15 protein-coding genes are annotated in these 14,821 nt (G+C 60.5%); 6 read left to right on the top strand and 9 right to left on the bottom strand.

Annotation, left to right across the window (positions count from 1 at the left end; translation table 11 throughout):
- Nucleotides 1-525: 525 nt before the first annotated feature.
- The 8 genes from DW352_RS14200 to DW352_RS14165 form a co-directional block, all read right to left on the bottom strand.
- Entirely contained in the window at nt 526-1,620 is a 1,095-nt protein-coding gene (locus DW352_RS14200; RefSeq protein WP_115691946.1) for an acyl-CoA dehydrogenase family protein, read from the bottom strand.
- Complete coding sequence (locus tag DW352_RS14195) at nt 1,620-2,168, bottom strand: OsmC family protein (RefSeq protein WP_115691945.1); 549 nt, start codon at nt 2,166-2,168, stop codon at nt 1,620-1,622. Before DW352_RS14195 ends, DW352_RS14200 begins: the two co-directional genes overlap by 1 nt.
- A gap of 39 nt (nt 2,169-2,207) precedes the next feature.
- Entirely contained in the window at nt 2,208-3,026 is an 819-nt protein-coding gene (locus tag DW352_RS14190; RefSeq protein WP_115691944.1) for an ABC transporter permease, read from the bottom strand.
- A complete protein-coding gene (locus DW352_RS14185) occupies nt 3,026-4,267 on the bottom strand; it encodes an ABC transporter substrate-binding protein (protein ID WP_115691943.1) in 1,242 nt (413 codons plus the stop codon). Before DW352_RS14185 ends, DW352_RS14190 begins: the two co-directional genes overlap by 1 nt.
- A 16-nt stretch (nt 4,268-4,283) precedes the next feature.
- Nucleotides 4,284-4,949, bottom strand: a complete 666-nt coding sequence (locus tag DW352_RS14180) for an ABC transporter ATP-binding protein (RefSeq protein WP_245434121.1) — start codon at nt 4,947-4,949, stop codon at nt 4,284-4,286.
- A gap of 767 nt (nt 4,950-5,716) precedes the next feature.
- Nucleotides 5,717-6,679, bottom strand: a complete 963-nt coding sequence (locus tag DW352_RS14175; protein ID WP_115691941.1) for an aliphatic sulfonate ABC transporter substrate-binding protein — start codon at nt 6,677-6,679, stop codon at nt 5,717-5,719.
- 15 nt (nt 6,680-6,694) lie between these two features.
- On the bottom strand, nt 6,695-7,303 hold the full coding sequence (locus tag DW352_RS14170) for an RBBP9/YdeN family alpha/beta hydrolase (RefSeq protein ID WP_115691940.1): 609 nt from the start codon (nt 7,301-7,303) through the stop codon (nt 6,695-6,697).
- On the bottom strand, nt 7,300-7,869 hold the full coding sequence (locus tag DW352_RS14165; protein WP_162826961.1) for a flavin reductase family protein: 570 nt from the start codon (nt 7,867-7,869) through the stop codon (nt 7,300-7,302). The genes DW352_RS14170 and DW352_RS14165 overlap by 4 nt, the downstream gene beginning before the upstream one ends.
- Nucleotides 7,870-8,415: 546 nt before the next feature.
- Between DW352_RS14165 and DW352_RS14160 the strand changes: the two genes are divergently transcribed.
- From DW352_RS14160 to DW352_RS14140, 5 genes are read left to right on the top strand one after another with little or no spacing between them, the layout of a single operon-like run.
- Nucleotides 8,416-9,321 (top strand): sulfonate ABC transporter substrate-binding protein, encoded by a 906-nt coding sequence (locus tag DW352_RS14160; RefSeq protein WP_342634865.1) that lies wholly within the window; start codon nt 8,416-8,418, stop codon nt 9,319-9,321.
- Nucleotides 9,318-10,487, top strand: a complete 1,170-nt coding sequence (ssuD, locus tag DW352_RS14155; RefSeq protein ID WP_115691937.1) for an FMNH2-dependent alkanesulfonate monooxygenase — start codon at nt 9,318-9,320, stop codon at nt 10,485-10,487. The genes DW352_RS14160 and ssuD overlap by 4 nt, the downstream gene beginning before the upstream one ends.
- Nucleotides 10,484-11,272, top strand: a complete 789-nt coding sequence (gene ssuC / locus DW352_RS14150; protein ID WP_115691936.1) for an aliphatic sulfonate ABC transporter permease SsuC — start codon at nt 10,484-10,486, stop codon at nt 11,270-11,272. Before ssuD ends, ssuC begins: the two co-directional genes overlap by 4 nt.
- A 2-nt stretch (nt 11,273-11,274) precedes the next feature.
- Complete coding sequence (locus DW352_RS14145) at nt 11,275-12,105, top strand: ATP-binding cassette domain-containing protein (protein WP_115691935.1); 831 nt, start codon at nt 11,275-11,277, stop codon at nt 12,103-12,105.
- A complete protein-coding gene (locus DW352_RS14140; protein WP_115691934.1) occupies nt 12,102-12,470 on the top strand; it encodes a hypothetical protein in 369 nt (122 codons plus the stop codon). The genes DW352_RS14145 and DW352_RS14140 overlap by 4 nt, the downstream gene beginning before the upstream one ends.
- A gap of 42 nt (nt 12,471-12,512) precedes the next feature.
- Here the strand turns inward: DW352_RS14140 and DW352_RS14135 are convergent, their stop codons facing one another.
- Nucleotides 12,513-12,713, bottom strand: coding sequence for a hypothetical protein (locus DW352_RS14135; RefSeq protein ID WP_115691933.1), 201 nt, complete (start codon nt 12,711-12,713; stop codon nt 12,513-12,515).
- Between the two features lie 551 nt (nt 12,714-13,264).
- Here DW352_RS14135 and DW352_RS14130 point away from each other — a divergent pair.
- Nucleotides 13,265-14,698: an FAD/NAD(P)-binding protein gene (locus DW352_RS14130; RefSeq protein ID WP_115691932.1), complete on the top strand. Its 1,434-nt coding sequence runs from the start codon at nt 13,265-13,267 to the stop codon at nt 14,696-14,698.
- The last annotated feature ends 123 nt before the right edge of the window (nt 14,699-14,821 follow it).

Genomic DNA, 14,821 nt, shown 5'->3' with positions numbered 1-14,821 from the left:
CTTGGGGCACCAGCCTCGGCTGACCAGAGCCGCCAGTGAGTCGGGTCGATGCTCAGAGGACGGCTTGTACTGACGTTGATCCAGCCCCAGCGCGCTTTGCGCGCCGGGAAGTTCAGAGCATGCAACTCGCCGCGGTATTCGACGGCCAGTTCCGGATCGCTATCGGACGGGGCGCTGGTGATGGTTTCCCACGTATCTTAAATGTACCTGGCGGCACCGGCGCGCTTTGATACTATCAGCCGGCAACTCTGGCCTGTGATGACGTTGTATTGCCGACGCGAAGTGCGCCCGCGGGACTTCAAACTATCGGCGTCCGAGCTAAATACATGTCCGCGGACCGTTGGGAATTTTCAAAATCAGCTTCGCTCGGCGCTCGCGCCAATGCTTTTAAAGCATGTGCGCGACATGCCGAGCGCTTTTATTTCAGAACCGCGGTAAAGGCCAAACTGGTTTCAACGCGGGGTCGTGTCAGCTTGGCGGCCGAACCCAGACAACATGGCTCGGGCAGTCGGGATTATGGCTATCTCAACCCCTCGATAACTCCGCCAGAATATGTTTCACCGACGGGGTTACGAGCGCGACGAACTGGGTTTCGCGCAGGCGACGCGCGGCCTCCGCGCCAACAAGGTAGCCGCGAGCGCCGGCCTGCAGAACGGCCGATTGCGCCGCCTCGAGGGCAAGCCACGAGAGATCGAGCCGTGCCTTGAGAACGTCTAGAAACGCGGACCGGTCGGTCAACTGCGGATCCGATGCCAGGGCCCGGATTCGCTCGGCTAACCGGTCGGCACGGGCGTCGATTTCGTCGGGGCCGAACGGCAGGTGGGCCGCGAGCTTTCGGCCGGGGCCGTCACCTCGCATGCTGGCCGCCGCGCCACGCGCGGCGCCAATCCCCATGCCGGCCTGTAGAAGCACGAAACCTTTACGAATGCGGGGAATAAACCTGTCCGCGTCATGGCTCAGGATGTCATCATCACTGACAAATGCGTCGCGGATCAAAACGGTATATGTGGCGCTGCCTTCGAGGGCGACGAAGTGCGCATTCCGGGCCAGCGCGACAGCGTCGCTCCCGGCATGGAATACGGCCATGACGCGGCGATCCGGCTCATCCTCCAGAGCAAACACGGCTGCGAACAGGTGTCCGTCCTGGACATTTGACACGAAGGGAAGCCGACCGGTGACGCGGTATCCCCCAGCCACCTTACGGCCTTTCAGCGCCAGGGGCTCGATGCCGGAGAATGCCTTCATGGCGTTCGAGAGTCCCGTGCCGCCAAGTTGTTCTCCGGAGGCGACGGCAACGAGATAGCGCGTACGCGGTGTCGGGTTTTCGGATTGTGTCAGATACCAGCCGAGCGCGTCCTGGCACCACATGCAAAATCCGGTGGTGATGCAGGACGCCGAAACGTCCGCCATAGCTTCGATCGCGCTGACGAGACCGGAAGCATCACCTTCCGGCCGCGATATATGACGCGCAAAGCCGCCTGCATCGCCAAGACTGCGCAAGACGGCTTCGGGGTAAAGGCCTTCCTCGTCGATCCGACGCACCAGCGGTCGCAGATCGCGCGCGACAATGTCGGCAATGCTGCGGGTCGGCGCGTCAGCCTCGGCGAGTTCCTGCGACATCAGCCGTGATCCCGCGCAACGCTGACAGGCACGGGATTCTGCACGGTGTTGAGAACCGGCGACCACATTGCGGCGTGTGCGACGAGTTCATCGAGCTCGGCCTCAGTCGCGCCGTCGGCGGCAACGCGTGCCTTGATGCGGACAGCGGTCAGCCCTAACGGCTTGGGTGACAAGTCGCCTACGCCCCAGACCGAGGTGATGTTGATGTCGCCTTCGAGATCGACCTCGATCGAGCGCACGGTCCAGCCCCGAGCTACTGCATTGGCCTGGATGCCGACTGCGACGCAGGAGCCGAGTGCCGCGAGCAGAGCCTCGGTTGGATTCGGCGCGGTGTCGTCGCCGAGCAGCGCCGGTGGCTCGTCGACAATATGCGCCGGCAGGTTGCGGACATAGTTCTGATGCCGGAATTTCTTGCCCTCGGCGACTGTCTTGCAACGCACGGTGCGCACCGCGGACGGATCGGCTTTGCCCTTTTCGGCGAGAGCCTGCAGCCCCGTCTTGTCGATCGGCTCGAAGGTTGCGGCGGTTTTCAGCGAGGTTACAGCCATATTAGCATCTCCCGGATATCGCTATTCTGAGCGTGGTGACTAAGCAGTGGGTGTCCATTGTGTGCGCCTGATGCACGACGCGAGGACCGCGTCCAAAGCGAAGCCTATAACGCCAATCAGGATAACGATGGCGCCAAGGCGGTCGTACGAAAGCGTGTCGCGCGCATCGTTGATGGCGTAGCCCAAGCCGCTGGTGACGCCCAGGAATTCGGCCGGCACCAGAACGATCCAGGCCACGCCCAGGGCCAGGCGCAGGCCGCCGAAAATATCGCGGGCCACGGCGGGAAAGATCACCCGGCGGAGCACCGATAGCGGCCTGCCGCCGAGATTCGACGCCATCGCCAGCCAGACCGGGTCGATGCGCTTCACGCCGGCAGCCGTGGAGAAGATGATCGGCCAGATGGAGGCGACAGCGATGAGAAAGACGATCGCGCCATTCCAGCTGGGAAACATGAGAATCGCGATCGGCATCCACGCGAGGGGGCTGATCATTCGCAAGAACTGAAATGGGAACTGCAGGAGGCTTTCGAGGAGGCGCCAGCGGCCTACGGCAAGTCCGATCGGCGTGCCGATGACGAAAGCCCAAATAAGGCCCTGAAGAACCCGCGACAGGCTCGGCACCGTTGCCTTCAGTGCGTCACCGGAAGCGACGAGCGCCCACAGAGCCCGCGATGTGTTCGCGACCGTAAAGCCGTGAAATGCCGACAGGCGTGGGGTTGCTTGAATGACCAGTCCACCTAGCCACCAGATGCCGACGATGATCGCGATGCCGCCGAGCGGCGCCACGATCTTTTTCAGGGCATCGAGCTGCAGGATGGGCGAAGGGCGCCGGGCCTGATGGTGGAGCGCGAGAGTCATTACAGTGCCAGAATTTCCTGCCGTTCGAAGGGATGGGCTCTGTCGACGCTGGGATCGTTGAGCCAGTCTGGGTTCTTGTTGATGGCCTCCTTGACGAAGCGATAGTCGACGAGGTCTTCTGCAACAAATTCCGGATCGAGCCCCTTGAGGAAAGTGGTGTTTCCCTCCACCAGCGTCTTATTCATGTTGTCGACGATGAGTTTGGTCGCCGACGGATAGGGCCACGGTTGGAAGTCGATGCGGCCGTTTTTCCAATCACGGTGACGGATAGCGCCACTCTTTTCGTAGGCGGGACCATAGTCGGTGACGGCCTTGACGACGACGTCGGCCGGGGCCGGCAGATAGCCTTTGCCATCGCGAGAGATCAGCTTGGCGACCTCTGCCTTGTTCTTGGAGGCGAAGATGTGCGCGCGGACGATCGAGTCGGTGACTTTCTGCGCCCACTCCGGCTTGTCGCGTGTATAGCTTTCGTGTGTGCAGATCACGCAGCAGGGATGATTTTTCCAGATGTCGCCGGTGAAGCGTAGCATCTTGGCACCGGCGCGCAGCTCGCCAAGCGCGTTGAACGGTTCGGCGACGATATAGCCGTGGATTTTCTTCGCGGCGAGGGCGGTCGGCATGTCCGGCGGCGCCAGGATCTGCAGCGCACACTCATCGGCGGCCAGCGCCGCGCTTTCAGGCTTGATTACCGGCTTTACGCCGGACTGGCGCAGCGCATATTGCAGCACGATGTTATGCATCGAGTACCAGAAAGGCACCGCAATGCGTTTGCCGCCGAGGTCGGAAAATTTGGTGATGCCCGTGTCGCCGCCCACCACCAAGCCGGAACCATTCGTATGGCCCCAGGCAAGGATCTTGACGGGGAATTTGTTATTGTAGCGCATCCACACCGGGATGGGCTTCAAGAGATGGACAACGTTGAACTTGCCTGAGGCGAAGCCCTCGACGAGCGCCGACCAGCTCCGGATCAGCACGGGCGCTTCCACCTTGAGGCCCGCCTCTTCAAAATATCCGTTAGCATGTGCCACCAGCAACGCCGTCGCGTCGGTGATCGGAAGATAGCCGATACGCACGACATCGTCGTTCGTCTGCGCCTTCGCGACGTCGATGCCCTTGGCCGCCAGCAGTGCAGCGAGGCCGCCGCGGGCCAGATAGTCCAGCGTGCCGCGACGGGTGATGCCGCCACCGTCGTGGGGACCGCAGCATGCGTCGGAATGAAAGCTCTTGAAGAATTTGGACATCGGCGGATCCTTTGAATTAGGCGGCGTCGCGCCGACCGGCGAAATAAGCCCTGAGTTCGTCTTCGGGATTATCGCCAAGAACGACCTCCCGTTCGATGCGCCCCGGTGCTCCGGCAAGAACAAAAATGCGGTCGGCAAGCGCCGCAGCATCGCTGAGATCGTGCGTTACGGTCACCAGCGTCATGCCGCGGGCCCGCGCCAGCGCGCGGATATCACTCCGCAGAACGGCACGGGTGTCTTGATCGAGCGCCGAGAAGGGCTCGTCGAGCAGCAGTACCGCCGGATCGCTTGCGAGCGCCCGCGCCAGAGCAACTCTTTGCTGTTGGCCGCCGGACAGATGGGTAGGAAGGGCGTCAGCGCGCTCGCCGAGACCGACCTGCGCGATGAGACCGTCTGCCTTCGCCGTAGCTGCCGCACGATCGAGACGAACGGCGTTAGCAAAGTGCAGCGGCAGCAGGACATTGTCGCGTGCGCTGAGCCAGGGAAGGAGTGCCGGCCGTTGGAACATAAGGACCGGATGGCCGATCTCATTGTTCAATGCGCCGCCGTCGATAGCAATACTACCGCGCGATGGCTGCAGAAGACCGGCAAGAAGATGCAGTAGCGTCGATTTGCCCGCGCCGGAACGTCCGAGAACGGCGATATGCTCGCCGGTCCCGATATCCAAGGAGATATCGGACAAGACAGCTTCGTGTCCGTAGTAAAACGATACGTGATTGACGCTAATTTGCCCGGGTCGCATGGGCGCACTATGACGAGAAAAATATTCTAGGGAATTCCAAATACCGATGGATCGGAGAAAATATCCCCTCGCCTTGCTGCGAATGACAGTATGGATCTCCTAAGCGGCGACCTAAGTGGGGGCCGGCGGAGCGCCGATCTCAGCTTTGGAAAGGGCTTTGGCTATTCGATCAGAGCCCCGATCATGTTGCGCCACCCACGACCACCACGATGAAATCCTTGCCATCGCGGATAACCTGCTGGAGAAACGGGCGGCCGATCGTCGCCTCTAATCCGATACGTTGGGTCGTCGCGGCCAGTGCCCCAAGAAGGGGAACCGGATCCGTCCGCGTCGAATCCTGGTCTCCATGGCCAATCCCCGTTTTGTGGTCGGCCTGGAACGGTCGGCGATTGCCTGGCGATCCGCAAAGAAGATGAGGTCGAATTTGCCGCGTTCGAGCGTTCGTGCGACCTCAACGTAATATGGCAACGACAGGCACGGCGCTGCGTGGTCGGGGTTGCGTCAGAGGGCATGACTGTGGCTACGGGGCCGGCGATCAAGAAACCCGCAAGTGTCATCTTGGGGTTCGGCATCAACTATCCGTCCTTACGCAGCAGGATCCGTGGCGGCGCCTCGACAGGCGACTACCAAGTCGATTTGATTCAAGGGGACAAAAGGCACCTGCCGAAAAGCCGCAGCAGGGCCTTCCATTCAGCCTCTGCGCTGTGTCAGTTCGTCGCCTGCCACAACGTGACATCGGTCGTGTCCACCTTCTTCGGAAGCAGCCCTGCGGCATAGAACGCATCGGCAATCTGCTTCTGTTCGGACAAGCCTTCACGTGTGACGTGGCCTACCTTGTAGCTGCGGTTTGCGATGGCCTCGGCGGCGATGGCGGGATCGATTTTCCAGATTCCGGCAAGAAGCTTCGCCGCGTCCTCAGGCTTCGCCTTTACCCATTTCCCGGTTTCGTCGAGTTGGTCGTAGACGACCTTGAGAATATCGCCGTGCCTTGCGGCATAGCTCTCCGAAGCCAGATAGTAGCGTTTGTAGCTTGCCAAGCCGTGGCTGCCGTCGGTCAGCACGCGGGCGTTGTTCTGGGCTCGGGCGGTCGACAGAAAGGGGTCCCAGGCGACCCACGCGTCGACGTTGTGGCTTACGAAGGCGGCGCGACCATCGGCGGGCGTCAAGTAAGCGGAGGTGACGTCCTTCGACGTTAGGCCGGCCTTTGCCAAGGCGGCGATCAGCAGGTAGTGGCTGCCGGCACCTTTGGTGACGGCTACCTTCTTGCCCTTGAGATCGGCAACGGACTTGATCGGGGAATCTGCGGGCACCAGGATTGCCTGCGCAGCGGGCGAGGGGGCTTCCTGCGCGACGTAAGCAAGCTTGGCGCCGGCGGCCTGTGCGAAGATTGGCACGGTGTCGGCGACGTCGGCACTGAAATCGATATTGCCGGTATTCAGCGCTTCGAGTTGCGGCAATCCGCTGGTGAATTCATGCCAGGTGATCGTCACTCCGAGCGGAGCAAGAGCTTTTTCTAGCCCACCGTTCGACTTGAGCACCGTGATCAGGGTTGATGAACGTTGATACCCGATCCGCAATGTTCTGTCCTTGTCCTGCGCCGCCGCCACCGTGCTCGCGACGAGCAACGGAATGACCGCGAGCCCGAGGCGACGAAATCGATTTGCAATCATAGAATTGGCTCCTGTCTAATGGCTAAGATGCTTGAAGAAAACGGCCTTCCGTGCCGGTGTCGGGACTTCGTCGGCGATGACGCGACGCAATTCCTCCAGTAACAATTCACCCTCGACCCAATCGCCGAATCCCGACGCAACGTTGATGTGGCCACACGCGCCAACATTGTAGAAAGATGCACCCCAGGACTGGGAGAATTCTTCGGATCGGCGGATATCGACATAATCGTCGTTTGTGCTGCCAACCACGACGCTGCGAAACGGCAGCCGTGTCCGCGGTACCGGTGAGAAGCTTTGCACGCGGTTCCCAAGGCTGGCGCAGTGCTCGACGTCGGCCGGAGCGACCAGCAGCGCGCCGGCGATAGTGGATGCAAGTCGAAAGCGGGCTAGATGCGCGATCAGGATCGAGCCAAGGCTATGCCCGATCAGTATTGCGCCGGGATTGAGCTCGATCGCCTCGTGCAGTTTCGATAGCCAGGCGGAAAGTTCGGGATTGTCCCAGTCATCCTGTTCGACCATCTTGGCATTCGGCAAGGTTTTGCTCCAACGCACCTGCCAGTGATCGTCGCCGGAGCCGAATATGCCGGGTACGATGAGCAGCGCGGAGCGGCTGTGGCTGGTCATGCGCTGCCTTTTTGATCGCCGTTATCGCCAATGCGAAAATAGCTGCCCAACCGATGGCCCAGCGCATCGCCACCTTCGTCGGCGCGTACCGCAGCGACCCGGCCGAGTACGATCGAATGAGTATGGCGGTCGATGATCTCATCGACGTCGCAGTCAATGCTTGCCAGCGCATCGACAAGAACAGGCGCTCCGGTCACAAGCGTTATCCAGTCACCGGCAGCGAATCGTTTTGAGCCCTCGGTACCGGTTTGCCCGGAAAACCGGTCAGCCAGGTCGGCCTGCGACGCGCGCAGAATATTCACGCTGAAATGACAAAATCGTCTGAGCGCGGGCGACAGAGAGGAACGATGCGCCACGCAGACGAGTAAGGTCGGTGGGCTTAGCGAGAACGAGGAAACGGAAGTTGCCACAATACCGGCGCGGTGTTCGGCATATCCAGCGGCGACGATACAAACGCCGCTCGCAAGGCCGCGCATTGCCCGGCGGAAGGCATCACGCTTTGTCGCCGCCTCGTCCGTTGCGAAACTGACTGTCATCTTCGGCGGCAATCCCAGTGAGGCGTCCATTTGAAAGAGCCGTGCCAAGGCCTCGCACAAGTGCGCTCATCCGAAAATAAGACGCCGGCGAAAAAAGCCAACTACAAACGGCAAAGAGGCATGAATTTGGAAGAATCGAATTGTGCCATTGCGCTGAGATGGCATCGCCAATGCGATAAAGAGCCTCGCAGGGGAATATTCTATTGGCGTTGTTTAGAATGTGACACGCAGCTCCCGCCCGGATGTCTGTGATTGTGTAGATGAAGCAGGCTTACGACATGCAATGTCGAGAAGGTTGCTAGCACATTCCCGCGAGTCTTAATGGCCGGCGCCGCCACTCAAATGCCATCGATGCGAATTCATTTTTGCTTATTGCGCCGGAAATAGTGAGTTTAGGCTGCAAGTCACTCAACTTTGGTTTTCCATTTTATCGACAAGCGAGAATTCTTTGCCAACATTGAGCCATGTCGGCTCGCGCCTTCGCGGCGCACTTGGTGGAGGCATGTCATGACTTTGGGCTGGAGGGTGTGGACTTGGAAGGTGTGGACTTGGAAGGTGTGGCCGACTATAGCAGTCTTGGGTCTGGTGCTCGGCGCTGCGAGCGGAGCGCAGGCGAGCGAGAAGGTCATTCGTATCGGCTTCCAGAAGTACGGCAAGCTCGTGTTGCTGAAGAGCAAAGGCTCGCTGGAGGGAAAGCTGAAGGCGATTGGCTATACGGTCGAGTGGAAGGAATTCCCGGCCGGGCCGCAGATGTTGGAAGCGCTCAACGTCGGTGCCATCGATTTCGGCAATACCGGTGAGACACCGCCGATCTTCGCGCAGGCGGCGGGTGCGCCGCTTGTCTATTTCGCCTATGAGCCGCCGGCTCCGAAGGGCGAGGCGATTCTGGTGCCTCCAGGCAGCCCCATCAAGGCTGTGGCTGATCTCAAGGGCAAGAAGGTCGCGCTTAACAAAGGCTCGAACGTTCATTTCCTGCTGGTCGAGGCGCTGAAGAAGGCCGGTATTCAATATTCCGATATCACTCCGGTTTTTCTGACGCCCGCGGATGCGCGTGCGGCGTTCGAGAAAGGTGCGGTCGATGCCTGGGTGATTTGGGATCCGTATCAGGCGGCGGCGGAGAAGACTTTCAAGGCGCGCGAGCTCGTTAATGCCGAAGGCCTGGTGCCGAACTATCAGTTCTATCTGGCGTCTCGCAAGGCGCTCGACGTCCACGCAAAAGCATTGGATATCGTGCTCGAACAGCTTCGTGAGGTCGATACCTGGGCAAAGGGGGATATCAAGGCCGTCGCAGCGCAGCTGAGCGCGTCGATCGGCATCCCGGCCGACGTGCTCGAAGTCGCGCTGACGCGCCAGGCCTATGGCATCCGCTCGATCGACGCCAAGGTGATCACCGATCAGCAAAAACTTGCCGACGTGTTTTTTGGTCTGGGCCTTATTCCGAAGGCGCTGAAGATCTCCGATGCGGTGAGGTCGGGGTCATGACGGTATCTCCGGCAAATGCGGCGAACGTTTTGTGGTTCCTTCCCACCCACGGCGACGGGCGCTATCTGGCAACGCAGGAAGGCGGCCGTCAGGTTGATTTCCGCTACTTGCGCCAGATCGCGCAAGCTGCAGACGACCTGGGATATTTCGGCGTGTTGTTGCCGACCGGGCGCAGTTGTGAGGACTCATGGGTTGTCGCCTCGGCCGTGGCACCGCAGACAGAGCGGCTTCGCTATCTCGTCGCCGTAAGGCCAGGGCTGCAATCGCCCGCCGTCGCGGCGCGCATGACGGCGACGCTCGATCGCGTGACCGGCGGTCGGCTGCTTATCAACGTCGTTACCGGCGGCGACCCCGCCGAGAACAAGGGCGACGGTGTCTTTCTGCCGCATGACGAGCGATACGAGATCACCCGCGAGTTTCTGCTGATTTACAAGGAGCTGCTCGCCGGCAAGGCCGTCAACTTCTCCGGCAAGCACATCCGGATCGAAGACGGTCGCCTATTGTTCGAACCGGTTCAGAAGCCGCATCCGCCGCTCTATTTCGGCGGCTCGTCGGCGGCCGGCACGGCGGTCGCCGCGGAGACGATCGACAAATATCTCACTTGGGGTGAGCCGCCCGCCGCGGTTGCCGACAAGATCAAAAACGTCGCGGCTCTAGCGCAGGCCCGCGGCCGCAAGCTGACCTTCGGCATCCGTCTTCATGTGATTGTACGCGAGACTAACGCGAAGGCTTGGGCGGCGGCCGACGATCTCATCCGTTACGTTGACAACGCGGCCATTGCGAAGGCGCAAGCTGCCTTCAGTAAGATGGATTCCGTCGGTCAACGCCGTATGGCCGAGCTGCACGGTGGGCGTCGCGATAAGTTGGAAGTCAGTCCCAATCTGTGGGCGGGCGTCGGCCTCGTTCGCGGCGGCGCCGGAACGGCGCTCGTCGGCGATCCGCCGACTGTCGCCGCACGAATTAAGGAGTACATGGACGTCGGCGTCGACACGTTCATCATGTCGGGTTACCCGCATCTCGAAGAGGCGTACCGTTTTGCAGAGCTAGTCTTCCCGCTGCTGCCTTTGGCGCACGAGACGCGATTCGGCAATGCGTATAACGGCGGTCCGTTCGGCGAGATCGTTGGCAATCATTTCCTGCCGGCCAAACAGGCGTCGTCATCATGAGCGTCCGTGGCCCGAACCAGAGGTTCGGTGGGCTGACGCAGTGGGTTCTGCCGCTGGCGATCATCGTGGTTTGGCAGGCGCTTTCGTCGGCAGGCTTCATTCCCGAACGCGTCTTGCCGTCACCGGTTGCCGTCATACTGGCCGGCTGGCGGTTGCTGCTGAGCGGCGAGTTGCTGATCAACATGTGGGTGAGCTTTCGCCGCGCCGCGATCGGCCTGGTCATTGGCGGCGGCATCGGTTTTGCCCTGGGGCTTGCCAATGGCTTATCCGATCGATCAGAGCGTCTTCTCGACAGCACGCTTCAGATGGTGCGCAACATTCCGCATCTGGCGATGATTCCGCTGGTCATTCTTTGGTTTGGCATCGATGAAAGCGCCAAGATATTCCTCGTCGCCATCGGCGTGTTTTTCCCGATCTACATCAACACTCAGCATGGTATTCGAAACGTCGACGCCCCACTCGTGGAGATGGGTCGTACGTATGGCATGACGCCGGTTGAACTGTTCTGGCGTGTTTACCTTCCGGGCGCGCTGCCGTCTATTTTCGTCGGTCTGCGCTATGCCCTCGGAATTATGTGGTTGACGCTCATTGTCGCGGAGACAATCGCGGCGTCTTCTGGCATCGGCTACATGGCGATGCAGGCTCGCGAGTTCTTGCTCGTCGATGTCGTCGTCCTCAGCATCGTAATCTACGCCCTGCTTGGGAAGCTTGCCGACACACTGGCGCGCCTCCTGGAGCGAGGGTGCCTGCAATGGCATCCGGCCTTCCATCAAGCCAGGTCATGAACATGAATACGCGCGTAAAACCGCCGTTGACCGCATGGCAAGGCGAGAGGCCCGCCGCGGCCCTTCAGCCGCAGTCCAACGGCGGCCTTTCGATCAGGGTCGACGGGCTGAAAAAGGCGTTTGGAGAGAACAATGTACTGCGCGGCCTGGATTTTGAGGTTGCTGCCGGCGAATTCATTGCCATCGTCGGACGCAGCGGGTGCGGCAAGAGCACGTTGCTTCGCCTCTTGGTCGGGCTGGATACGCCGACGGCCGGTACGTTTCGTATCGGGGGCAGCGCCGTCAATGTAGTCGATCGCGAAGCTGTTCGCGTGATGTTTCAGGAGCCGCGTCTCCTGCCATGGGCCTCTGTGCTGTCGAATGTCGAAGTCGGCTTGGGAAGACAGCGCAAGGCAGCCGAGGGCCGCGCCCGGGCCCTGGAGACTCTCAAACGCGTCGGCCTGGTTGAACGTCGAGGCGATTGGCCTTACGTCTTATCCGGCGGTCAGAAGCAGCGTGTTGCGTTGTCACGTGCGCTCGTCAGTCAGCCGCGCGTTCTTGCTTTCGACGAGCCGCTCGGGGCGCTGGATGCCTTGACCCGCATATCGATGCAGCGGCTGCTTGAACAGGTCTGGACCGATCAAGGCTTCACCGCTCTTCTTGTTACGCACGACGTCGCCGAGGCCGTCACCTTGGCTGATCGGGTTTTACTAATCGAAGAGGGGCGAATTTCGCTCGATCTTCGCATTGATCTGCCAAGACCGCGCCAGCGAGGCTCGGCAGATGCTGCGGCCTTCGAGGGGCTGATCTTGCGGGAGCTCTTCAAGAATGCCCGACCCGGCGAAGATGCGTGAAAACTTTGGGCTATTTCATGCGCGAATATATGACCGATGGCGAGGAACGGGCTTCTCCGATTCTCTCCCCTCGGGAGACCGATTGGGAGAAGAACGACGCCGATCGGATGGTCGTGCCGGTGGCAGGACTCGCCTGGATCGTGATGGGTATCGCAGCCTATGTCTGGCCTGAGCATTTTCGGGCTTGGGCTTCCTTTGCCAACGAAATAGGGGCCGGATTTACCATCATCGGTCTTTTGTTGTTGGTCGGTAACGTCGCGCCTCGCATCATCGCGCGCCAAGTGTTGCGTCTTGCGCCCTGGTTTCTTTTCTTTGTACTGTTTGTCGAAATCTGGCTGGTCGGACCAGCCAAGACGCCGCTCTGAGCGCGCCGTCTGCAGCGTGGCGGCTCATCCGGTAACTCTGAATCAGCCGTTTGGCCGAGTGGAATTACGCCGCTTGGCAGCGTGATCGCGGGCGGCAGCCTCTGCCGCCCGGAGCGAGTTGAAGTCGCGTCCTTCGAGTGCATCGAAGCGGCGGTCCGAGGCGAAGAATCGATATTGCCGACCGTCACGGACAACGATGCCGGCGGTCTCCGATTGAACTTCAACGATGTATGCGTTGGACATAAGGATCCTGCCGCCGGCTCGTGCCGGTGTTTCCTGACCGTGTCAGCGATGAGGGATATAGCGTGATCGGCGGGTCAACACACGCCGGTCGTGCACGCTGCGCGGCAGCAGGACAAGTTATCCAGGGAGGAGGAATGGACTGACATCCACCGAATGGTCATAATCTTCTCCGTCAGAAGAAGCCCACGAACACCATTCGTGGCGCTTTAGCGATTGAGCACGCGGCGCAAGCTGCTTCGTCAAATCCCGCGGCCGACAAATGTATTGTCCGCGTGTTCATCTTGCTGATGCGGGAGGTGTAGTCAATTCACTTGGGAAAAATAAGATACTTCATACTGCATGCCAGCTGGGGCTAAAAAATCGTTATCACGAACCCCGGAACCGCGAGAACGCGCATTCGCGCGCCTGGACCGGGAACCGGAAGGCGCTCGAAGTGGTTGAGACGAGGCTCTTCGTCGGGCACGCTCACTGGAGTGCCAATGCGGCTTAAGTCGCCGAATCGGTAAAGCTATAAGCGGACACCGTAGCGCGGATTAGGAACGGAGGAGCGGATGCGGCGGGCGCAGCAGCATGCGGTGATTGTGGGTGGCGGGGCGAGTGGGGTTCTGCTGGCCGTTCATCTTCTGAAGAAATCATCCTCCCCATTGAACGTTACTCTTATTGAGAAGAGGCCGTCGGTCGGTCGCGGCGTCGCCTATAGCACGTCGAATCCGGATCACCTTCTCAATGTTCGCGCTCACAACATGAGCGCGTTTCCAGACGAGCCAAACCATTTTTCTCAGTGGATCGCGGCGAGAAGGACTCGATCAAGCAACGATACTCCATCGGCGCTGGAGTCCTCCAGTTTCGTGCCGCGGGGCCTCTATGGGGATTATGTCGCGGGTCTGATCGAGCCCTATATCGGAGCCGGCGCAAATGGCCGTTCGCTCGAAGTTATGACTGGCGAGTGTATCTCGCTTGCCGAAAACGCCGGAGGCGTAAGCGCGCGGCTGAGCGATGGTCGCTCGTTGGAGGCCGATCTTGCGATTCTCGCGACAGGACATCCGGAGACCGAGATCGGCGCACGTTGCTTCGCAGACCCGTGGACGCCTCCGGCCGAAGCCGGCATCAAACCCGACGATACCGTTTTTATTCTAGGCACTGGCCTGACCATGGTTGACTACGTGATGGCGTTGCAGTTGGCGGGCCATCGGGGGCCGATAATCGCGATGTCGCGGCGTGGATTACTGCCTAAGCCGCACCGACCAGTGAAACCGTTCCCCTTGGGCCCGGCGGATATCCCGACCGGCGCGAGCGCCGCTGAACTTGCTCGCTGGCTACATATTTGCGCGCGCACGCACATCGGCCGTGGAGGTGACTGGCGCTCGGTTGTCGACGGCCTTCGACCTTATACGCAATCACTGTGGCAGGCGTTTTCGGCAGCAGACCGCAGACGTTTTCTCGAACATGCCCGCGCATGGTGGGATGTCCATCGTCACCGCATGGCTCCGGCGGCGGAGCTGCGTATCAAGGCGGCCGTAGACGCGGGTCAGCTGACGATCGTTGCGGCAAAGACTTGCGGCATCGATCTCTCGGGCGAGGGCGCGGTTGTCCATTTCCGCCGGCGCGGAGTGACGACGCTCGAGTCTGTCTGGGTATCCAAAATTGTTGAATGCAAGAGTTCATCGGATTTGGCCCCAAAAAATACCAGCCCATTGTTGCATGGAATGCTTGCAGACGGCACGGTTCGACCGGATGCTCTGGGTATTGGACTCGACGTTACGGATGATTGCGCCGTGCGGTCACGGTCGGGCACTGTCTCTGAGCGCATCTATGCCGTTGGTCCCCTCACTCGCGCGGCTTTCTGGGAGATCACTGCTATTCCCGACATCCGGACCCAATGTGCCAAACTCGCGGCGACATTGATTGACAGGCTGTCTGTCGATTGGCATCGCTTCGCGAAGCCACCGTCCGCTGAAGACAAAACGCGCGCCCCGGATCCGTAGCTCTGCTGCGCGCCCGCGCAAACGCCTCAAACGATAGAAAGCTAAGTGCGGGCGGGCGTGACGGACAGGATTAAACAGTCTGTCAGAACAAAATCGGGCCCGGAGTGCAGAATAGACCTGTAG

This window comes from Pseudolabrys taiwanensis (genome assembly GCF_003367395.1).
Taxonomy (GTDB): Bacteria; Pseudomonadota; Alphaproteobacteria; order Rhizobiales; family Xanthobacteraceae; genus Pseudolabrys; species Pseudolabrys taiwanensis.
This window is presented reverse-complemented; position numbering and strand designations above follow the sequence as displayed.

Coding starts and splice junctions, on each gene's coding strand:
- DW352_RS14165 (WP_162826961.1), bottom strand. CDS start 7,869: ATGGACGCCTCACTGGGATTGCCGCCGAAGATGACAGTCAGTTTCGCA.
- DW352_RS14170 (WP_115691940.1), bottom strand. CDS start 7,303: ATGACCAGCCACAGCCGCTCCGCGCTGCTCATCGTACCCGGCATATTC.
- DW352_RS14195 (WP_115691945.1), bottom strand. CDS start 2,168: ATGGCTGTAACCTCGCTGAAAACCGCCGCAACCTTCGAGCCGATCGAC.
- DW352_RS14200 (WP_115691946.1), bottom strand. CDS start 1,620: ATGTCGCAGGAACTCGCCGAGGCTGACGCGCCGACCCGCAGCATTGCC.
- ssuD (WP_115691937.1), top strand. CDS start 9,318: ATGACGGTATCTCCGGCAAATGCGGCGAACGTTTTGTGGTTCCTTCCC.
- DW352_RS14135 (WP_115691933.1), bottom strand. CDS start 12,713: ATGTCCAACGCATACATCGTTGAAGTTCAATCGGAGACCGCCGGCATC.
- DW352_RS14185 (WP_115691943.1), bottom strand. CDS start 4,267: ATGTCCAAATTCTTCAAGAGCTTTCATTCCGACGCATGCTGCGGTCCC.
- ssuC (WP_115691936.1), top strand. CDS start 10,484: ATGAGCGTCCGTGGCCCGAACCAGAGGTTCGGTGGGCTGACGCAGTGG.
- DW352_RS14190 (WP_115691944.1), bottom strand. CDS start 3,026: ATGACTCTCGCGCTCCACCATCAGGCCCGGCGCCCTTCGCCCATCCTG.
- DW352_RS14130 (WP_115691932.1), top strand. CDS start 13,265: ATGCGGCGGGCGCAGCAGCATGCGGTGATTGTGGGTGGCGGGGCGAGT.
- DW352_RS14175 (WP_115691941.1), bottom strand. CDS start 6,679: ATGATTGCAAATCGATTTCGTCGCCTCGGGCTCGCGGTCATTCCGTTG.
- DW352_RS14145 (WP_115691935.1), top strand. CDS start 11,275: ATGAATACGCGCGTAAAACCGCCGTTGACCGCATGGCAAGGCGAGAGG.